21 protein-coding genes are annotated in these 18,608 nt (G+C 41.2%); 17 read left to right on the top strand and 4 right to left on the bottom strand.

Going from position 1 to position 18,608, the window contains the following annotated elements; all coding sequences use genetic code 11:
- Window positions 1-39 precede the first annotated feature (39 nt).
- The 7 genes from serC to K1F36_RS01245 all read left to right on the top strand — a co-directional run bounded on the left by serC (window position 40) and on the right by K1F36_RS01245 (window position 6,596).
- On the top strand, window positions 40-1,104 hold the full coding sequence (serC, locus tag K1F36_RS01215) for a 3-phosphoserine/phosphohydroxythreonine transaminase (protein ID WP_207031697.1): 1,065 nt from the start codon (window positions 40-42) through the stop codon (window positions 1,102-1,104).
- Window positions 1,105-1,112: 8 nt separating this feature from the next.
- Window positions 1,113-2,066: a D-2-hydroxyacid dehydrogenase gene (locus tag K1F36_RS01220; protein WP_207032211.1), complete on the top strand. Its 954-nt coding sequence runs from the start codon at window positions 1,113-1,115 to the stop codon at window positions 2,064-2,066.
- 76 nt (window positions 2,067-2,142) lie between these two features.
- The gene (locus K1F36_RS01225) at window positions 2,143-2,784 is read left to right on the top strand and encodes a DUF937 domain-containing protein (RefSeq protein WP_220112164.1); all 642 of its coding nucleotides are present in this window, start codon (window positions 2,143-2,145) and stop codon (window positions 2,782-2,784) included.
- A 70-nt stretch (window positions 2,785-2,854) separates the two neighbouring features.
- Window positions 2,855-3,313 (top strand): DUF6146 family protein, encoded by a 459-nt coding sequence (locus K1F36_RS01230; protein WP_207031700.1) that lies wholly within the window; start codon window positions 2,855-2,857, stop codon window positions 3,311-3,313.
- A gap of 37 nt (window positions 3,314-3,350) precedes the next feature.
- The gene (locus tag K1F36_RS01235; protein ID WP_220112165.1) at window positions 3,351-3,866 is read left to right on the top strand and encodes a DUF6787 family protein; all 516 of its coding nucleotides are present in this window, start codon (window positions 3,351-3,353) and stop codon (window positions 3,864-3,866) included.
- Between the two features lie 54 nt (window positions 3,867-3,920).
- Window positions 3,921-4,259, top strand: coding sequence for a hypothetical protein (locus K1F36_RS01240; RefSeq protein ID WP_220112166.1), 339 nt, complete (start codon window positions 3,921-3,923; stop codon window positions 4,257-4,259).
- A 39-nt stretch (window positions 4,260-4,298) separates the two neighbouring features.
- Window positions 4,299-6,596 carry a TonB-dependent receptor gene (locus tag K1F36_RS01245; protein ID WP_258538891.1) on the top strand — a complete coding sequence of 766 codons (2,298 nt, stop codon included), beginning with the start codon at window positions 4,299-4,301 and terminating at the stop codon, window positions 6,594-6,596.
- Between the two features lie 29 nt (window positions 6,597-6,625).
- Here the strand turns inward: K1F36_RS01245 and K1F36_RS01250 are convergent, their stop codons facing one another.
- From K1F36_RS01250 to msrA, 3 genes are read right to left on the bottom strand one after another with little or no spacing between them, the layout of a single operon-like run.
- Window positions 6,626-6,925 carry a hypothetical protein gene (locus K1F36_RS01250; protein ID WP_207031703.1) on the bottom strand — a complete coding sequence of 100 codons (300 nt, stop codon included), beginning with the start codon at window positions 6,923-6,925 and terminating at the stop codon, window positions 6,626-6,628.
- 40 nt (window positions 6,926-6,965) lie between these two features.
- Window positions 6,966-7,565, bottom strand: coding sequence for a GTP cyclohydrolase I FolE (gene folE / locus K1F36_RS01255; RefSeq protein WP_220112167.1), 600 nt, complete (start codon window positions 7,563-7,565; stop codon window positions 6,966-6,968).
- A complete protein-coding gene (gene msrA / locus K1F36_RS01260) occupies window positions 7,552-8,115 on the bottom strand; it encodes a peptide-methionine (S)-S-oxide reductase MsrA (RefSeq protein ID WP_220112168.1) in 564 nt (187 codons plus the stop codon). Before msrA ends, folE begins: the two co-directional genes overlap by 14 nt.
- A gap of 242 nt (window positions 8,116-8,357) precedes the next feature.
- Here msrA and K1F36_RS01265 point away from each other — a divergent pair, with 242 nt between their 5' ends.
- From K1F36_RS01265 to K1F36_RS01280, 4 genes are all read left to right on the top strand, one after another.
- Complete coding sequence (locus K1F36_RS01265) at window positions 8,358-9,026, top strand: ABC transporter ATP-binding protein (protein ID WP_207031706.1); 669 nt, start codon at window positions 8,358-8,360, stop codon at window positions 9,024-9,026.
- 1 nt (window position 9,027) lies between these two features.
- Window positions 9,028-9,792: a TIGR02757 family protein gene (locus K1F36_RS01270; protein ID WP_220112169.1), complete on the top strand. Its 765-nt coding sequence runs from the start codon at window positions 9,028-9,030 to the stop codon at window positions 9,790-9,792.
- Between the two features lie 86 nt (window positions 9,793-9,878).
- Complete coding sequence (locus K1F36_RS01275) at window positions 9,879-10,118, top strand: ribbon-helix-helix domain-containing protein (protein ID WP_207031710.1); 240 nt, start codon at window positions 9,879-9,881, stop codon at window positions 10,116-10,118.
- Window positions 10,111-10,398 (top strand): type II toxin-antitoxin system RelE/ParE family toxin, encoded by a 288-nt coding sequence (locus K1F36_RS01280; RefSeq protein WP_220112170.1) that lies wholly within the window; start codon window positions 10,111-10,113, stop codon window positions 10,396-10,398. Before K1F36_RS01275 ends, K1F36_RS01280 begins: the two co-directional genes overlap by 8 nt.
- An 11-nt stretch (window positions 10,399-10,409) precedes the next feature.
- On the opposite strand, the gene K1F36_RS01285 is transcribed toward K1F36_RS01280, so the two are convergent.
- A complete protein-coding gene (locus tag K1F36_RS01285) occupies window positions 10,410-11,549 on the bottom strand; it encodes a Gfo/Idh/MocA family protein (protein WP_220112171.1) in 1,140 nt (379 codons plus the stop codon).
- A gap of 131 nt (window positions 11,550-11,680) precedes the next feature.
- On the opposite strand from K1F36_RS01285, the gene K1F36_RS01290 reads away from it, so the two are divergent.
- The 6 genes from K1F36_RS01290 (at window position 11,681) to K1F36_RS01315 (ending at window position 18,605) form a co-directional block, all read left to right on the top strand.
- Window positions 11,681-13,165: a S10 family peptidase gene (locus tag K1F36_RS01290; RefSeq protein WP_207031715.1), complete on the top strand. Its 1,485-nt coding sequence runs from the start codon at window positions 11,681-11,683 to the stop codon at window positions 13,163-13,165.
- 108 nt (window positions 13,166-13,273) lie between these two features.
- Window positions 13,274-13,966: an SGNH/GDSL hydrolase family protein gene (locus K1F36_RS01295; RefSeq protein WP_225604431.1), complete on the top strand. Its 693-nt coding sequence runs from the start codon at window positions 13,274-13,276 to the stop codon at window positions 13,964-13,966.
- 55 nt (window positions 13,967-14,021) lie between these two features.
- On the top strand, window positions 14,022-15,029 hold the full coding sequence (locus K1F36_RS01300; RefSeq protein WP_220112172.1) for a glycosyltransferase family 2 protein: 1,008 nt from the start codon (window positions 14,022-14,024) through the stop codon (window positions 15,027-15,029).
- 77 nt (window positions 15,030-15,106) lie between these two features.
- Window positions 15,107-17,029 carry a BatA domain-containing protein gene (locus K1F36_RS01305; RefSeq protein WP_258538892.1) on the top strand — a complete coding sequence of 641 codons (1,923 nt, stop codon included), beginning with the start codon at window positions 15,107-15,109 and terminating at the stop codon, window positions 17,027-17,029.
- Window positions 17,026-18,279, top strand: coding sequence for a dihydroorotase (locus K1F36_RS01310; protein ID WP_220112174.1), 1,254 nt, complete (start codon window positions 17,026-17,028; stop codon window positions 18,277-18,279). Before K1F36_RS01305 ends, K1F36_RS01310 begins: the two co-directional genes overlap by 4 nt.
- Complete coding sequence (locus K1F36_RS01315; protein ID WP_220112175.1) at window positions 18,279-18,605, top strand: hypothetical protein; 327 nt, start codon at window positions 18,279-18,281, stop codon at window positions 18,603-18,605. Before K1F36_RS01310 ends, K1F36_RS01315 begins: the two co-directional genes overlap by 1 nt.
- Window positions 18,606-18,608 lie beyond the last annotated feature (3 nt).

Here is an 18,608-nt window from a genome sequence, read left to right on the forward strand (position 1 = left end):
CCAACTATTTTTTAGACCTTTACTCCTTAAACCTAGTCAATGAAAAAGCACAATTTTAGCGCAGGCCCCTGCATTCTACCGGCGGAGGTTATGCAAAAAGCATCCCAAGCTGTACTGGAACTGGACGGCATTGGACTTTCACTTATCGAGATATCGCACCGCAGCAAAGAGTTTGTGGCCATTATGGAAAATGCCCGTTCCTTGGCCCTTGAACTTTTGGGACTGGAGGGCAAGGGGTACCAGGCCCTTTTCTTGCAAGGAGGAGCGAGCATGCAGTTTTTAATGACCGCTTTTAATCTTTTGGATAAAAAGGCAGGATACGTAAATACAGGAACTTGGAGTCAAAAAGCGATTAAAGAGGCCCGTTTGTTCGGAGAAATTGTAGAGGTAGCTTCATCACAAGAAGATAATTTCAAGTATATCCCGAAGGGCTACGCCATCCCATCAGACCTTGATTATTTGCACCTTACGTCAAATAATACCATTTATGGAACACAGATTAAGGAATTTCCAAAAACGGATGTTCCCCTAGTCTGTGATATGAGCTCGGATATCTTTTCACGTCAATTGGATTTTTCACAATTTGATTTGATCTATGCTGGTGCACAAAAAAATATGGGACCTGCAGGAGCCACCCTTGTAGTGGTAAAAGAAGATATTTTGGGTAAAGTTTCCCGAAAGATTCCTTCCATGATGGATTATTCGGTCCATATAGCAAAGGAAAGCATGTTCAATACACCTCCCGTTTTTGCCGTGTATGTCTCCATGCTCACTATGCAATGGTTGAAAGATTTGGGCGGTATTGCCGCCATCGAAGAAATCAACGAGCGTAAAGCCAACTTGATCTATTCAGAAATTGAACTGAATCCAGTATTTTATGGGGTTGCCGCAAAAGAGGACCGTTCCATTATGAACGCCACTTTCAACATCACCGATGATGAACTAAAAGATGTGTTTGATGACATGTGCAAAGAAGCTGGAATAAGTGGTATTAATGGACACCGCTCCGTTGGCGGCTACCGTGCCTCAATGTACAACGCCCTTCCCATGGAAAGTGTAGGTGTATTGGTCGACATAATGAGCGAATTGGAAAAGAAAGGATAGTTTTAATGGTGAAGATTTTAGCCAACGACGGAATTGCCCAAGAAGGTATTGACTTGCTTGAGAAGGAAGGTTTCGAAGTTAAAAATACCCGTGTTGCTGAAGAACAATTGGCAAACTATATCAACAAAAACAAAATTGAAGGATTATTGGTGCGCAGCGCAACCAAAGTCAACAAAAAACTGATAGATGATTGCCCTGGCTTAAAGTTGATAGGTCGTGGCGGTGTAGGTCTGGACAATATTGATGTAAAATATGCCGAATCCAAAGGAATTCAGGTTTTCAACACTCCGGAAGCATCCTCAGGATCCGTAGCAGAATTGGTTTTTGCCCATTTGCTCAATGGGGTTCGTTATTTGCACGATTCCAATCGTAACATGCCTTTGGATGGCGATAGTCAATTTAAGCAGCTTAAGAAAAGTTATGCCGCTGGAGTTGAACTTAGAGGGAAAACCTTGGGTATTGTTGGTTTCGGTAGAATTGGGCAAGCCACGGCAAAAATCGCCCTTGCTCTGGGAATGGAAGTCCTCTTCACAGATCACGAAACCAAAGAAGCAACCCTGTCCCTTTCATTTTTTGATGGACAGTCCATTGATTTTACCTTAAAAAGCAGTGAGTTGAAGGAAGTGTTGGCCAATTCGGATTTTGTGAGTCTGCACGTTCCAGCACAGGATAAATATTTGATCGGTAAAAAAGAACTTGGACTAATGAAACCTGGTTCAGGAATCATCAATACCTCTCGTGGGGGCGTTTTGGATGAAGTTGCCTTGGTAGAGGCTTTGGATTCCGAACACTTGGCTTTTGCAGGATTGGATGTGTATGAATCTGAGCCAAATCCGGAAATCAAAATACTAATGAATCCCAAGATTTCCCTGAGCCCACATATAGGAGGTTCTACTCTAGAAGCACAGGAACGCATCGGTATTGAATTGGCGGACAAGGTTATCAAATTGCTAAAGAAATAGGTTTTTTTCTGAAGGGAACGATCTTGTAAAACTCACTTTTTCGTACATTGTTACTTCAAACCTTAACACTAACACAATGTCAGGATTATTAGATTTGATCAATAGCCCAGTGGGCAAACAGTTGATCAGCGGAGTTGCAGGACAAACCGGGCAGCCCGAAAATAAAACAGCAGAAGTTTTGAGCATGGCAATGCCCCTATTGATGGGTGCCATGAAAAAGAATGCTTCTACCCCCGGTGGAGCGCAAGGACTTATGGATGCGCTTTCTTCCAAGCATGATGGCGGAATTTTGGACGACCTGGGCGGTCTTTTTGGTGGTGGTGTGGACCAAAATGTGATGAACGACGGTGCTGGAATTTTAGGCCATGTATTGGGTTCCAAACAATCACAGGTAGAAAATGCACTCAGCGCCAAGTCTGGTATTGATGCCAGCTCAATTGCACAAATCCTTAAAATTGCGGCACCAATTCTGTTGGGATATTTGGGAAAACAAACAAGACAGCAGAATGTAAGCAGTCCAGAAGGACTTAATGGTCTTTTGGGGGGCCTAATGGGTGGAACCAAAACTGCCAATAAACAACAATCCTTAATTGAGACTTTTCTGGATAGCGACGGCGACGGCAGCGTTATTGATGATTTGGCTGGAATGGTTTTAAACGGTGGCAATCAGAAGAAAAGTGGTCTTGGCGGAGTCCTGGGCGGACTTTTTGGAAAGTAGAATAATCCAATTAACGATATTTAACTAAGCCGCTTGAATTTCCAAGCGGCTTTTTTTGTACATTATGTATATGAAAAAGAAAACCACACACCTTATTTTAATCGGCTTGATGTTTGGCATGGCCCTCACCTCTTGTACCTCACAAAAATCAACATTAGATGTATCAAGTGAAGAAAAGGCTCTGTTTGACTCCAATGATGAAGAACCAGTTGAAATTGCAAATGATGAAACTGAATATGAAATCATAATCATAGAACCTGGTTTTAACACATGGCTCAATTCCATAGCCCGTCCAGAAGGCTACTATTCCCAATCATTTTTGGAAAATAGAAATGCCATAATGGTAATCAATTGGAACCAAAGAGTGCTCAACCCTATGCGATGGAATCCTAATCTGTACGAAATGCAAATTAACTATGACCCAAGCATAGATTACGGTTACGAAGTGAATTACAAACTCTACAATTATTTCATTTATTTCCAAAGGAAGTACAATCAAAGGTTAGGGCCTTTCATTCCAAGGATTTAAAGTATTATTTTTGCATTGATTATAGCTTTAGCCTTCAATGCAAAAAATAAAACAACGTTGGGAAATCCAGAAGAACTGGCAAATCCTTTTTCCCATTCTGGGTACAATTCTCAACCTACTCGCCGCTTATCTTGTTTCTAGGAGTTTATTACATGCTTTTGGCCTTAATAATACAGTGTTCGAATGGCCTTTTGCCATTGGTGTTATGCTTATTATCCATGTAATGTTGATCAAGTTCTTTCTTTGGTGCTTCAAAAAGTTGGAAAACAAATGGAAAGTGGACTATAAGTGGGAAATGATAGCCATTTTTATTGTTTTTGCCATTACAGGAAGTTTATCTGGAAAACTGGCCGCCCCTTTGGTCCATTTGATTGGTTTTGATAACGAAAACATACATGGGGCCATCTATTGGACTCTTCGCATTCTTTTGATATTTCCTATTTACCAAGTTCTTTTGGTTGGGATTGGCTGGTTGTTCGGACAGTATCAATTTTTCTGGAATTTTGAGAAAAAAATGCTAAAACGGATGGGATTGGGCTTTCTCCTTTCATAGTTTATGTTTTTTTTAACATAAAAACAAATATGGGCTTGGTTACTTTGCGAACGTATGATGACCAGCCTCCACAAACGCATACTCATATTAAGTTCCCTACTGATGGTGGTAGCAATTCTAGCTCCCTCCGTTATAAAGTTAGGGCATACGTTGTACGAGCACAATCAAGAAAAACATTGTGTGGCGTTTGGAACAAACCATATACACGATGGCAATCTGGACTGTGATTTCAATGATTTCACCCTCGCCAACAAAGTACTGTTCAACATTACCTTCACATATACACCGGTCGACATACCGGAAATAAAGTATGAGACCATAAATTATTCTTTTTTTTACGAGCCACGAGAAGCGTCTTTTCAGGCTTTAAGGGCTCCCCCATCAGTTTCATAGTAAGATTTTTCTAGATTCGTCAACTTTTTATCTTTTACAATGAAACAATTTTGTACCACAATGCTATTGGCATTGTTCCCCCTTTTAACATATACCCAAAACTCATTATCAGGAAACGTTGCCGACGCCGAAACAGGCACACCATTGGAACAAGTTTCCGTTTATATTCCTCAATTGGAAAACGGAACGGTAACCGATGAAAACGGAGACTTCCGATTAAAGAACTTACCGGAAGGAAATTACAAACTAGTGATTTCCTATATTGGGTTTGAAACGTATTCAACTTCCATTGAAATAAATACAGGAAGTAATCAATTTGACTACCAAATGACTCCATCCGCCATAGAAATGGATGAAGTGGTCCTATCCACTCCTTTCCATAAGCTCCAACGTGAAAATGTGATGAAGGTGGAGCAAAAATCCATGGAGGAACTCAAACAACAAGGAGGAATAACCTTATCTGAAGGAATTACCAATATACCTGGTGTATCTTCGGTCTCTACTGGGGTGGGCATCGGAAAGCCCGTAATTCGTGGTCTGAGCTTTAACCGTGTACTTGTTTATACTCAAGGTGTTAGGTTGGAGAACCAGCAATATGGTGGTGAGCACGGATTGGGAATAAATGATGCCGGTATCTCTAGTGTAGAGGTAATCAAAGGCCCAGCGTCCTTATTATATGGTTCGGATGCTTTGGGAGGTGTGCTTTACCTTAATCCCGAAAAATTTGAGACAGCTGGCGAGACCTCTGGTGATGTGAATATGAGATACTTCTCCAATACCCTGGGCTACAATGGCAATGCAGGGTTCAAAACTTCTGGGGAAAAACTTAAATTTTTGGTCAGAGGTGCGTATGCATCAAACGCCGATTACGAGACAGGAGATGGAACCAGTGTAACCAACTCAAGGTTCAACGAAGCAGATTTAAAAACAGGTCTTGCCTATCAGGCTTCCAAGTTTAAGACAGAGCTTAGATACAATTACAATGGTTCGGAATTGGGAATTCCGGAAGAAATCGGGGCACAGAACAATGATCGCGATCCATTGATGCCCTATCAAGAGCTATCGACCCACATTATTAGTTCCAAGAACAACTTCTTTTTCAAAAAATCGAGCCTTGAAGCCACTTTTGGCTATACCGTGAACAATAGAAAGGAGTTCGAAGAGCACCACCACGAAGAGGAACACGAGCATGAGGAGGGTGGGGAACACGCCGAAGAGGAAGAGCACGAAGGCGAGGAACACGAGGAAGAAGGCCACGAGAGTGCAGCACTTGATATGCGCTTGAGTACCTTCAACTACAATATTCAGTTTAACCCGCAATGGGGCAAAATGACCACGATCTTTGGAGTGCAGGGTATGCATCAAACCAATGAGAACTTCGGCGAAGAGGTTTTGGTTCCCAATGCCACAACCAACGATTTCGGAATCCTGGCAACTTCACATATCCATTTTGATAAAAGTGACCTTCAGATTGGATTACGTTACGACCTTAGATCTATCAACGGAGAAGCTAGTGGTGTAGAGGGAGACGAAGAGTACATTCCATCGTTGGACAAAAACTTCAATAGTTTTAATGCCGCTGTGGGTTATCGAATGGATTTGACCCAAAATATTTTGGGCCGTTTAAATCTCGCCACAGGATTTAGGGCTCCCAACTTATCCGAATTGGCTTCCAATGGCTTGCACAGTGGTGCAAATAGAGTAGAAATTGGTAATCCCGATTTGGACAGTGAACAAAATTTTCAAGTTGACTTGGCACTGGAATATGGCAACAAACACCTTGAGGCCTATATCAATTCATTCTACAATATCGTGAACGATTATATTTATTTGGAACCTACTGGAGAATTCCGAGAACTGGACCCTATATATGACTTTCAACAGCAAAATGCCATTTTGTATGGTGGAGAGTTTGGGTTCCATTTGCACCCACATCCTATTGATTGGTTGCATTTAGAGAGTAGCTACGACATAGTTTACGGGCAATTGGAAGATAAGTCCAATCTACCCTTGATTCCTGCCAACCGCTGGACCAATACGTTCCGGGTTGAGTGGAAAAAACGAAATCAAGATTATAAATGTTATGCCTTCGTAACCCTTCAAACAAATTTTGATCAAAACAAGGTAGCCGATTTTGAAACCACTACGGGAAGGTACAATCTATTTAACGTAGGCTTGGGAGGAGATATGAGAATTTTTGACCAAAAGGTGGGGTATTCCATCACGGCCAACAACCTTTTTGATGAAAATTACATTTCCCACCTATCAAGATTAAAAGCAGATGGCATAGCAAACATTGGAAGAAATATATCGTTTAGTTTGAACGTGCCACTTTAACAAGCAAAGGTATTTACAGAGAATATAGGTCAATCTATTTGTTTAGGTTGGCCTTTTTTCTTGCTGAGAACATAGGTATATATCCAAGTTAACGTGAATGTCGGAATTACATCCAACCCTGGAACAATTTCCTCTACAAAAGTCACAACACCAGCAGCTTGACCTATTCTTCCTTTATACAAGCGGGTCATGAGCCAACCCGCTACGGGCGCCCAGATTACATCGGAAAACTCTCCTATGCCTGGAATAACAAAGGAAAGCATCCCAATGGCATCGAACAATAACCCTAAAAATAGGTTACGGTACTTATTGTCTTTTTCTTCTGTCATGTGGGAAAAATAGCAATTCCCATCTAATTGGAAAAGTGGATTATGACAAATCGGCGCTGATGAGCTTTAAAAACTCGTTTCGGGTCTCTATTTTTTCGAACTGTCCCCGGAATCCAGAGGTAGTTGTGACCGAGTTTTGTTTTTGCACTCCGCGCATCATCATGCACATGTGGGACGCTTCGATGACCACGGCGACCCCTTTGGGTTTGAGGGTTTTATTGATACACTCCAAAATATCGTGTGTTAACCGCTCCTGAACCTGTAATCTTCTTGCAAAAACATCGATCACTCTTGGGATTTTGCTCAACCCAACAATGTGGCCGTTGGGGATGTAAGCAACGTGCGCCTTTCCAAAAAACGGAAGCATATGGTGCTCACAAAGGGAATATAGTTCAATATCCTTAATAATTACCATGTCATCATATTCCTCGGCGAACATGGCACCTTTTAGGATTTTCTCGGCATCCTGCTTGTAGCCCTGGGTCAAGAAAAGCATCGCTTTGGCGGCCCGCTCTGGAGTTTTGATCAATCCTTCACGAGTTACGTCTTCACCAATATCCCCTACAATTTTGGAGAAGTGGTCTTTCACCTCATTGGTAATTTCGATGTTGTACTCTTCAAGGTTTCTATATGGTGCCATTCTTTAGCTTTTTTGAAAAATAATTGTTCAATTTTTTGATCTTAGGATCAATTATGATTTGACAATACGGTTGTTGCCTGTTATCGTTGTAGTAATTATGATGCTCCTCTTCGGCCAAATAGAATGGCTTTTCTTCTGATACTACAGTAACTATCGGGGCATCAAAAACCTTTTCTCTTTCCAAAAATTGGACAAAATCTTCAGCCAGTTTTTTTTGTTCAGAAGAAGTATAAAAAATTTCACTTCTATATTGTGTGCCCACATCATTACCTTGTCGATTAAGGGTTGTTGGATCGTGCGTAGCGAAAAAAACTTCCAATAGTTCCGAATAGGATATTTTTGAAGAATCAAAAGTAATCCTTACCCCTTCGGCATGTCCGGTTCGACCTGTGCAGATTTCGCGGTATGCAGGATTCTTAATGTTCCCGCCCGTGTATCCAGAAACCACTTCCTCTACTCCATCAAGTCTTTGAAAGACAGCCTCGGTACACCAAAAACAGCCTCCTGCAAAAATTGCTATTTCTAAATTTGAATTATTTTGTTTATTCATTTTGATTCAAAGTTAAACAATATTTGTTCTTACAACTGATTTCTAACAAATATTTATGTATCCCTTGGTCGAAGTTATAACCATAAACTTAATCCAGTGGCTCTTATAAAAAAAGACTTTTGCCCAAACCGTCATGTCTCCCCTATTACGCTTAAAACTTTAAAAGTTATGGAAATCGAGTTAAAACGATCATCTTTGCGATACAACGGTAATGATTATCTTCGACCAGCGAAGTTGTACTTATGATAAAGGCCACAAATATTCAAAAAAGTTACGGAGACCTCAAAGTTCTGCAAGGCGTTGATCTCGAAATCAAGAAAGGTGAAGTAGTATCGATTGTCGGTGCTTCGGGTGCGGGAAAAACAACCTTACTACAAATTTTGGGCACTTTGGATACTCCGACCAATAAGGGGGAAAGCACATTGTTGATCAATAATACGGACGTAAACCAACTCAACGAGAAGAATTTGGCCAAGTTCAGAAATGAGCATATAGGGTTCATCTTTCAGTTTCATCAGTTGCTGCCCGAGTTTACCGCTTTGGAGAATGTGTGTATACCTGCCTTCATCAAAAAAACTCCGAAAGCCGAAGCGGAAAAACGTGCCAAGGAACTATTGGACTTTTTGGGATTAAAGGATCGCTACGACCATAAACCGAATGCGCTATCGGGCGGTGAGCAACAGCGCGTAGCAGTGGCCCGTTCCTTAATGAACAATCCTTCCGTAGTTTTTGCCGATGAGCCCAGTGGCAATTTGGACTCAGAGAGCGCCGAGAATCTTCATAAATTGTTTTTTAAATTACGTGATGAGTTTGGACAAACCTTTGTTTTGGTGACCCACAACTTGGATTTGGCCGATATGGCGGACCGTAAACTCACCATGGTGGATGGTTTGATCGTTTCCAAAGATTGATATGACCAAAGCGGAACTCAAAGAATTTTTGGATGCCAAGGTATTGGAATACAACCATCCCAAGTTTTTGGAGGATGATCCTTTGCAAATCCCACACAAATTCACGCAAAAGGAGGATATTGAGATCAGCGCATTTTTAACGGCCACCATTGCGTGGGGCAATCGCAAGAGTATCATCAACAACGCCACAAGACAGATGGAATTGATGGGCAACACACCCCATGATTTTGTAATGAACCATACCCAGCGTGATTTGGAACTCCTCTCCCCTTTTGTACATCGTACCTTTAATGGTATTGACCTTGGTTACTTTGTAACCAGCCTTCAAAATATTTACAAAAACCACGATGGTTTGGAAGCGGTTTTCACCGCACATCAGACCAAAGATTCCATGCAGCCTGCCATTTCCAAGTTCAAGGAACTGTTTTTTGAGCTGCCACACCAGAGCCGAACGCAAAAACACGTTTCCGACCCCAATAAAGGCTCTGCGGCCAAACGCATCAATATGTTTTTACGGTGGATGGTGAGAGACAACAGCACTGGGGTTGATTTTGGCTTGTGGAAAGACATCGACCCTGCCAAACTTTCCTGCCCATTGGATGTGCACTCAGGTAACGTGGCCCGTAAACTCAAACTGCTCAAACGCAAACAGAACGATGCCAAAGCATTACTGGAGTTGGACAAAAATCTAAGAAAACTGGATGCCACCGACCCTGTAAAATACGATTTCGCACTGTTTGGATTGGGGGTTTTTGAAAAATTTTAAATTAAATGGCCGTATCAAAATTATAAAATAGTTTGGGATGATTCGATTTTGGTGTATTTTTACACCATATCAAATAATCAGAAATTATGGCTCGTCAAAGTATTTCCTTTACCAAACCTAACGATCAATGGCTTAAAGAACAAGTGGATAAGGAAGAGTATTCCAGCAAAAGTGAACTTGTCAATGATTTGATACGTCAGGCAAGAAAACAACAAGTACAAATTGATTGGGTTAAAGCAAAGTTGGAAAAAGCCGAAAATAGCGGGTTTACCAGTGATAGCAAAGAAGAAATTCTGGCCCAGTCCAAGTCAATGCTCAATGGCTAAATATAGACTGAGCAACACAGCAAAAGAAGATTTAATTAGAATCCATCAATATGGCGTTCAAAGGTTTGGGATGGCTCAAGCTGACAAATATTTTGAAACTTTTTTTGAATATTTCCAAATTATTGCCGAACAACCATATTCTTTTGAATCAGTGGACCATATCAAAAAAGGATATAAACGTTGTGTTTGTGGCTCAGATAGTATCTATTATAAACTGAATAATGATTTAGTTGAAATTATTGCTATTATTGGGAGTCAGGATTTAAATAATGTTTTATAGTAAACTTTAAATCACCCCCCAAACCCATAACCAGGCTCAAAATCCAATGCAATAGTCTCTCCCCCATTGGCAATGGATCTATAAATAGCCTCCACAATCACCATATCACGTTTGCCCATTTCGCCAGGCGCTTTGTTAGGTTCATCGAATAAAACATGTCGTGTAAAATCATCCATTTGCAATTTTTGTTGGCTTTCGTGCGGGAATTTAATGGTATCTCCATTGGAGGTCTCTCCGCTCAACGGTCCATAATTATTAGCGGGCTGTAACCGAAACCATCCCGATGTTCCCGAAGCATACATGGCATTTGCATTAAAATTGTGGGAAGTGGTAATATTCCCTACTGCCCCACTTGGAAATTTAAATTGTGCTGTAATGGTCTCGTCGGTATCCTTAAAATAGTCGGGGCGAGTACTAAATTCCTGAGCGGCCACCGAAATCGGATTTTCACCTGTACCATAAATGGTACTTTGCACGGCATAAACGCCCATGTTCATTAAAGCACCACCTCCTGACATTTCTTTGTTCAATCGCCACTGGTCTGGATTGCCCGTTGAGCGGTAGGCCGCATCAGCGGAAACGAAGAGAATATCCCCAAAGGTTTTTTCTTTTACATATTCCTTTACCTGCTGGGTGTAGGGTTCGGAATGTAAGCGATAGCCCATCCCCAATTTTACTCCGGCTTCATTGCACGCTTCGATTATGGCTGTACACTCCTCAACACTTATTCCCATAGGTTTTTCGCAGATCACATGCTTGCCCGCTTTTGCGGCACGAATACTGAATTCGGCATGCATACTATTGGGAAGCACCACGTACACTACATCGATATCCTCATTATTGGCGATATCATCAAAATTTTGATAATTGTAGATATTCTTCTCCGGGATTCCGTATTTATCAGCCCATATCTTCTCCTTTTCAGGCGTTCCGGTCACAATTCCGGCCAAATAGCAATATTGGGTATCCTGCAAGGCTGGCGCCAACTGGTAGGTGCTATAACTCCCCAATCCCACTAAGGCAATTCCAAGTTTCTTTTTATCCTGATTTGCTCCCATGGCACAGGCGAAAGGAGCAGATGACAATAAAGCTGCTCCGCCAAGTCCTTTTGCGGTGAGACTATTAAAATTTCTTCGAGAAATGATTTTCATAGCTTATGGATTTAGTATTGGAACTAAATTTAATAAATATAGCTCAAATACAGGTTTTACGATTGTTTTAACAAGGCAGGAACTTTCAAATTCCCTATTTTTATGCACTAGACTAATTCAACCAAATAATAATGAAAAAACTCTTCCTTTTAGGTATGGCGTTGTGTGCGTCATTGACCTTTGCCCAAGAACGAAAAATTCCTGTTGACACAACTGTTGCCACGCAACATGCAGTGACTATCGGCGGAAATCGTATCAACTACACTGCTACCACAGGCACACAGCCCGTTTGGGACGAAATGGGTGAGCCCATTGCAACCCTTCACTACACGTATTACACCAAGAACGATGTAAAAGATAGAGCCTCTAGGCCCCTTTTGATTTCATTTAACGGAGGTCCAGGTTCTGGTTCTGTATGGATGCACTTGGCCTACACAGGTCCACGTATCCTTAAAATTGATGATGAAGGATATCCTGTCCAGCCCTATGGCGTTAAGGAGAATCCATACTCTGTATTGGATGTGACCGATATTGTTTACGTAAACCCTGTGAATACTGGTTATTCCCGAACTATTCCTGAAACAGGAAAAGATGTAGATCGTGATAAGTTCTTCGGAATCAATGCGGACACCAAGTATTTGGCCGAATGGTTGAACACCTTCGTATCCCGAAACAATCGTTGGAACTCACCAAAATATATTGTGGGTGAAAGCTATGGAGGAACCCGCGTTATGGGCCTTTCGTTAGCGTTACAAAATCAACAATGGATGTATTTGAACGGCGTGATCATGGTTTCCCCTGCCGATTATAAGGTATTCCGAGACAACGACCCTGTTTCAAGTGCACTCAATATGCCATATTTTGCCGCAACTGCTTGGCATCACAAAGCATTGCCTTCGGACTTGCAAAGCAAAGACTTATTGGACGTATTGCCAGAGGTAGAGGAATTTACCATAAACGAACTATTGCCTGCCATTGCAAAAGGTGGTTTTATTGCTGATTCCGAACGTAAATCAATTGCCGATAAAATGGCACGTTACTCAGGTTTGGATGTTCAGGATATTTTAGACCATAATTTAGATGTACCTACGCAGTTCTTTTGGAAAGCTTTGCTAAGAGAAAAAGGAGGATACACTATCGGGCGTTTGGATAGTCGTTATTTGGGAATCGATAAAATGTTGGCCGGAACCCGACCAGATTATTCTCCAGAGCTGACCTCGTGGTTGCACAGCTTCACCCCTGCCATAAATTATTACTTGCAGGAAGAGTTGGATTTCAAAACCGACATCAAATACAACATGTTTGGACCGGTTCACCCTTGGAACAACGACGACGACAGTGTTCGTGACGACTTGCGCCAAGCCATGGCACAGAACCCTTACCTGAATGTTTTGGTTCAATCTGGGTATTATGATGGTGCTTGTACTTATTTTGCAGCCAAATACACCATGTCACAAGTTGACCCTAGTGGTAAAATGAAAGACCGGTTCGATTGGAAAGGTTACCGCTCTGGACACATGATGTACCTGAGAAAAGAAGACCTAAAAACAGCCAACGATGACATTAGGGATTTTATCATTAGGACTCAGGCCAATGGAAAAAGTGCGAAATACTAATTCACAGCACATAAAATAATTAAAGCGGTATGACTTTATAAGTTGTACCGCTTTTTTATTCAACTAGGTTTGGTTGAATTTTTATACTTTTAACAAAAACCGCACATAGTGAAAAAACAAACTGTACTTTGGTTCATGATATCGTTTCTAGGATTATCTATCACCTCAAAAGTAAACGCCCAAGATTGGCCTAATTTGGAAAAGTATAAAATGGCAAATGCAGAACTGGAAGCTCCCGCAGACGGTGAAAACCGTGTAGTGTTCATGGGGAATTCCATCACCGAAATGTGGATTGGGACCCATCCCGAGTTCTTCTCCGAAAATCCTTATGTAAATCGTGGAATCGGTGGACAGACCACACCACAAATGCTGCTGCGTTTTCGTCAGGATGTGATTGACCTCGACCCCAAAGTTGTTGTTATTTTGGCAGGAACCAACGATATAGCTGGAAACACAGGCCCAGTGACATTAGAACAGATTCATGATAATATTTTGTCCATGGTCGAATTGGCAAAAGCAAACGGAATCAAACCTATTGTTTGTTCGGTTCTTCCCGCTTATGATTACCCATGGCGTCCCGGATTGAACCCAAATATTAAAATCCCGAAGCTCAACAAAATGCTCAAAGATATGGCCAAAGCCCAGAACGTAATGTACTTGGACTATTTCTCCGAAATGGCCGATGACCGAAATGGAATGCAGTCCAAATTAACCACGGACGAGGTGCATGTCACCAAAGCCGGATATGATATTATGGAGAAAATGGTCACCGAAGCCATTGCAAAAGCATTAAAAAGTTAAGTTATCTCCCTATCCCGGTACCAAATCATCCGCCTGAACCTGAATAATTAATGGTATGCAAAACGACAAGGTTAGCATCATCATTCCCTTCAAGGATACGGCAGATTTTTTACCAGAATGCCTGGATTCCATTGTAAACCAAACTTATATCGATTGGGAAGTATTGGCTGTAAACGACCACTCTACCGATACAAGCCTTGAGCTCCTATCCTCCTATTCCCAGAGAGATAAACGCATTAAGGTATTTCAAAATAACGGAAATGGAATAATTCCTGCGCTTCAAACAGCATTTGCACAAAGTAGTGGAGGATTTGTGACGCGAATGGATTCAGATGACATTATGGAACCAAATCGTTTGGAAGTCATGGTCAATTCTTTGATAAAATATGGAAAAGGACATGTTGCCGTAGGAAAGGTGAAATATTTTTCGAACAGAGGCATCAGCAATGGTTATCAACGTTATGAAGAATGGCTGAATCAATTAACATCCACCGGAAACAATTTTGAAGAGATTTATAAAGAATGCGTCATCCCCTCACCCTGTTGGATGGTCTATCGAAGCGATTTTGAACAATCCGAAGGGTTTGAACCAAAACGATACCCCGAAGATTACGATCTAACATTTCGATTTTACGAACATGGCTTCAAAATTATTCCCTGCGACCAAGTATTGCATCTCTGGCGTGATTACGACACCCGAACTTCACGCACCCACGAGCACTACGCCCAAAACTATTTTTTGGACATCAAACTGCACTATTTTCTAAAACTAGATTATGATAAAAACCGCCCTTTAGTGGTTTGGGGCGCAGGATTCAAAGGGAAAAAGATTGCCAAAGGATTAAAAAAACAGGGGTTGGATTTTATCTGGTTGTGCGACAACCCAAAAAAAATAGGCAAAAAAATCTACGGAAAAGAACTTGTCCATTTTGAAGCTTTGCAGAGTTTGAAGAACCCGCAGAGCATCATAACGGTGGCCAACGAGAATGCACAATACGAAATCCGCAGTTATTTTTCAGAATTGGGCCAACTCCCAATGCAAGATTACTTCTTCTTTTGTTAGACTTTGCGTGTCCAATGATTACTGAAGTTTGAAATCAGAATGTTTTAATGCCTATCTTTGATCAAGCAATATTGGGAATGCAGTTTAAACATCCAGAAATTCTTTGGGCACTTTTTCTTCTAATCATACCCATTTTAATTCATTTATTTCAATTAAGACGCTTTACTAAAACTCCTTTTACCAATGTGGCGATGCTACAAAAGGTAGTTTTGGAATCAAGAAAAAGTAACACCTTAAAAAAGTGGTTGTTGTTGATAACCCGATTATTGTTGCTCGCGGCCATCATCATAGCTTTTGCCCAGCCGTTTACCTCCGCAAATACGGCTCTTCAGGAAAAAGAGACCGTAGTGTATCTCGACGATTCCTTTAGTATGCAGGCCAAAAACAATGGTATTTCGCTTTTGGAAAAAGCTGTACAGGACTTCATTAAAAATATTGGAGCAGATACAGAATTCAGTCTGTTTACCAACGAAAAAACCTTTAGCAATGTAAGGGTTTCCGATATCCAGAACTCATTATTATCATTGACTTTCTCGCACAAGCAATTGAATCTGAACGAAATTGGTCTTAAGGCCAATACTTTATTTTCACAAAATCAGGGTACGGTAAAAAACCTGATTGTAATCTCCGATTTTCAAGAAAGAATATCCGTAGCAAACCCCGAATTGGATTCTAGGCTGCAAGTTCATTTTGTTCCTCTGCAAGCGCGAGAGCTCCAAAACATATCCATTGATTCCGTTTTTGTTGATGACGCCCTGAACGACCAATCTACATTAAAAGTATTCTTGACGGGCGGTAACGAGGATGAGGCCCTGCCCATTTCACTTTATAATGACAATGAACTGATAGCAAAAACAGCAGCAAAATTTAAATCGAACGGTGACGGTGAAGTCGAATTTACCATTCTAACGAATGAAGCGCTGAACGGACGCTTAAGTATTATTGATAATTCTTTGGGGTACGACAATCGTTTTTATTTTAATATCAATTCCAAAGAAAAAATAAAGGTGCTGGCCATCAGCGCATCGGATAGTGATTATTTGAACCGCTTATTCCGTGGCAATGAGTTCGATTTCCAGAAATATAGACTGAATCAATTGGACTATAGTAGTTTGGGAGATCAGAATGTGGTGATTTTAGATGCTCAATTGTCAATCCCGACCAGTCTTCAGAATATACTGCGTACATTTAAAAATGATGGGGGTACTTTGATTATTGTTCCATCAAAGAACAGTGACATTTCATCGTACAACAGTTTATTGTCAAGTTTATCTAGCACGCAATTTCAAGAAAAAGTAGTGGCCGATGTGCAATTAACCTCTATAACCTTTGAGCATCCATTGTACCGCAATGTTTTTGAGAAAGAGGTTACCAATTTTCAATACCCATCGGTAAAGGAATATTTCAAAATACAGACCAGTCTACCTACTGCGTTGTCTTTGAGCGGTGGCAATCCATTTTTGGTCGGGGACAATGGATTGTATGTGTTTACAGTGCCGTTGGAATTAGAAAATTCAAATTTTATCAACTCCCCATTGATTGTGCCTACATTTTACAATATGGCACAATCCAGTTTGCAAATGCCACAGACTTATCAAACCCTTGGCAAATCCAACACAGTGGATATTCCGGCGGAAATCGGAAATGATGATATTTTAAAGGTTGCTAAAGATGGTTATGAGTTTATCCCTCTGCAGCAGATATTCCCACATCGGGTCCGTGTTTCTTTTGATCAAAACCCTACGGAAGATGGAATTTACTCCGTACTCCAAAATCAACAAGTTTTACAAAATATAAGTTTTAATTATCCGCGGACCGAAAGTCAGCTCAAATATCTGGATGTCGGTTCGTTGGAAAATATGAATTCCATGGATTCCGTTCCGGAGCTGTTCGAATATCTAGAAGCGGAGAACAACATTACAGCTTATTGGAAATGGTTTGTTATTTTAGCGTTGCTTCTGGCGCTGATAGAGGTACTCATTCAAAAAATTGTTACATGAACATTCTGCTGAAGTCTGCAAAAATTGTATGCCCAGAGAACAAGGACCTACACTTAAAAAAACGCGATATCCTTATAAAAAAAGGAGTAATCGATAAGATTGGTGCCTCTGTTGAAGCCACTAGCGGTGTAAAAGTGTTGGAAAAGGAGAACCTTCACGTCTCATTGGGTTGGTTTGATAGCAGCGTGGCGTTCGGTGAGCCGGGTTTTGAAGAACGAGAGACCATTGCCAACGGATTGTTTACAGCGGGCAAAAGTGGTTTTGCCGATATTGTGCTCAACCCCAATACGCATCCGGTACCCGATACCAGTTCTGACGTTGTGTTTTTAAAAGAGCGTGGACAGGGTAAGGCAACCAAAATCCACCCATTGGGAACTCTGACCAAAAATGCGGAGGGGATTGATTTGGCCGAGCTTTTCGATATGAGAAACGCTGGTGCAGTTGCTTTCTTTGATTTCAAAAAACAAATCGCCAATCCCAATTTACTCAAGATAGCTTTACTGTATGCCCAAAATTTTGATGGGCTGGTATATTCATTTCCACAAGATGGAGACATCAAAGGAAAAGGAGTGGCCAATGAAGGGGAAGTGTCCACAAAACTTGGCTTAAAGGGAATTCCCGCATTAGCGGAGGAACTACAGATTGCACGTGACCTTTTTATCCTAGAATATACTGGGGGAAAACTGCATATCCCTACGATTTCGTCGGCAGGTTCGGTGAAACTTATTGCCGAAGCCAAGAAAAAAGGGCTGGACGTTTCTTGTAGTGTAGCGGTACACAATCTATTTTTTTCTGATGAAACTTTAGTGGAGTTTGATACGCATTTTAAGGTTTCCCCTCCCCTGCGCACAAAATCTGACTGCAAGGCCTTGATCAAAGGGGTGAAGAATGGAACTATAGATTTTGTGACTTCGGACCACATTCCTATGGATGTAGAGCACAAACGCGTAGAATTTGACAACGCAAAAAATGGCAGCATAGGTCTGGAGTCTGCATTTGGTTGTTTGAATACCATTTTTGAACTGGACGAAACCATCACATTGTTGACCAAGGGAAGGTCTCGATATCAAATAGAGTCTCCAAAACTGGAAGAAGGCGCCATGGCTTGCTTAACACTCTTCAATCCGGAGGGAGAATATATTTTTGGAACAGGGGACATTCTTTCTACATCAAAAAACAGTATGTTCGTAGGTGCTACCTTAAAGGGTACGGTTTACGGAATCATCAATAACGACCTAAGTACTTTGTAATGAGCGACCCATCTGCCCCAGGGAAAACTGCTGCCGTAGTAGCTTATATTACCATTGTTGGCTGCTTGATTGCCATCACCATGAACATTGAAGAAAAAAATGAATATGCCCGTTTCCATATTCGGCAAGCATTTGGCATACATGTCCTTTTTCATGCCCTGGCCATTTTAATGACCTATGCGGGCTATGCATATTTGGCCATACCGGTTTATCTTTTTTATTTTGCCATATGGATTTTTGGCTTTTTACAAGCCCTTAACGATAAACTTAAACCATTGCCAATAGTGGGTAAGTATTTTCAAAAATGGTTCACATTCATATCTTAAACT

Source organism: Flagellimonas abyssi, assembly GCF_019457905.1.
GTDB lineage: Bacteria > Bacteroidota > Bacteroidia > Flavobacteriales > Flavobacteriaceae > Flagellimonas > Flagellimonas abyssi.

Excerpts from the sequence above, each read along its gene's own strand:
- K1F36_RS01305 (WP_258538892.1), top strand. The coding sequence starts at position 15,107 with ATGCAGTTTAAACATCCAGAAATTCTTTGGGCACTTTTTCTTCTAATC.
- K1F36_RS01235 (WP_220112165.1), top strand. The coding sequence starts at position 3,351 with ATGCAAAAAATAAAACAACGTTGGGAAATCCAGAAGAACTGGCAAATC.
- K1F36_RS01270 (WP_220112169.1), top strand. The coding sequence starts at position 9,028 with ATGACCAAAGCGGAACTCAAAGAATTTTTGGATGCCAAGGTATTGGAA.
- K1F36_RS01240 (WP_220112166.1), top strand. The coding sequence starts at position 3,921 with ATGATGACCAGCCTCCACAAACGCATACTCATATTAAGTTCCCTACTG.
- K1F36_RS01230 (WP_207031700.1), top strand. The coding sequence starts at position 2,855 with ATGAAAAAGAAAACCACACACCTTATTTTAATCGGCTTGATGTTTGGC.
- K1F36_RS01315 (WP_220112175.1), top strand. The coding sequence starts at position 18,279 with ATGAGCGACCCATCTGCCCCAGGGAAAACTGCTGCCGTAGTAGCTTAT.
- K1F36_RS01310 (WP_220112174.1), top strand. The coding sequence starts at position 17,026 with ATGAACATTCTGCTGAAGTCTGCAAAAATTGTATGCCCAGAGAACAAG.
- K1F36_RS01285 (WP_220112171.1), bottom strand. The coding sequence starts at position 11,549 with ATGAAAATCATTTCTCGAAGAAATTTTAATAGTCTCACCGCAAAAGGA.
- K1F36_RS01245 (WP_258538891.1), top strand. The coding sequence starts at position 4,299 with ATGAAACAATTTTGTACCACAATGCTATTGGCATTGTTCCCCCTTTTA.
- msrA (WP_220112168.1), bottom strand. The coding sequence starts at position 8,115 with ATGAATAAACAAAATAATTCAAATTTAGAAATAGCAATTTTTGCAGGA.
- K1F36_RS01275 (WP_207031710.1), top strand. The coding sequence starts at position 9,879 with ATGGCTCGTCAAAGTATTTCCTTTACCAAACCTAACGATCAATGGCTT.
- K1F36_RS01280 (WP_220112170.1), top strand. The coding sequence starts at position 10,111 with ATGGCTAAATATAGACTGAGCAACACAGCAAAAGAAGATTTAATTAGA.
- K1F36_RS01225 (WP_220112164.1), top strand. The coding sequence starts at position 2,143 with ATGTCAGGATTATTAGATTTGATCAATAGCCCAGTGGGCAAACAGTTG.
- K1F36_RS01250 (WP_207031703.1), bottom strand. The coding sequence starts at position 6,925 with ATGACAGAAGAAAAAGACAATAAGTACCGTAACCTATTTTTAGGGTTA.
- K1F36_RS01300 (WP_220112172.1), top strand. The coding sequence starts at position 14,022 with ATGCAAAACGACAAGGTTAGCATCATCATTCCCTTCAAGGATACGGCA.
- serC (WP_207031697.1), top strand. The coding sequence starts at position 40 with ATGAAAAAGCACAATTTTAGCGCAGGCCCCTGCATTCTACCGGCGGAG.
- folE (WP_220112167.1), bottom strand. The coding sequence starts at position 7,565 with ATGGCACCATATAGAAACCTTGAAGAGTACAACATCGAAATTACCAAT.
- K1F36_RS01265 (WP_207031706.1), top strand. The coding sequence starts at position 8,358 with ATGATAAAGGCCACAAATATTCAAAAAAGTTACGGAGACCTCAAAGTT.
- K1F36_RS01290 (WP_207031715.1), top strand. The coding sequence starts at position 11,681 with ATGAAAAAACTCTTCCTTTTAGGTATGGCGTTGTGTGCGTCATTGACC.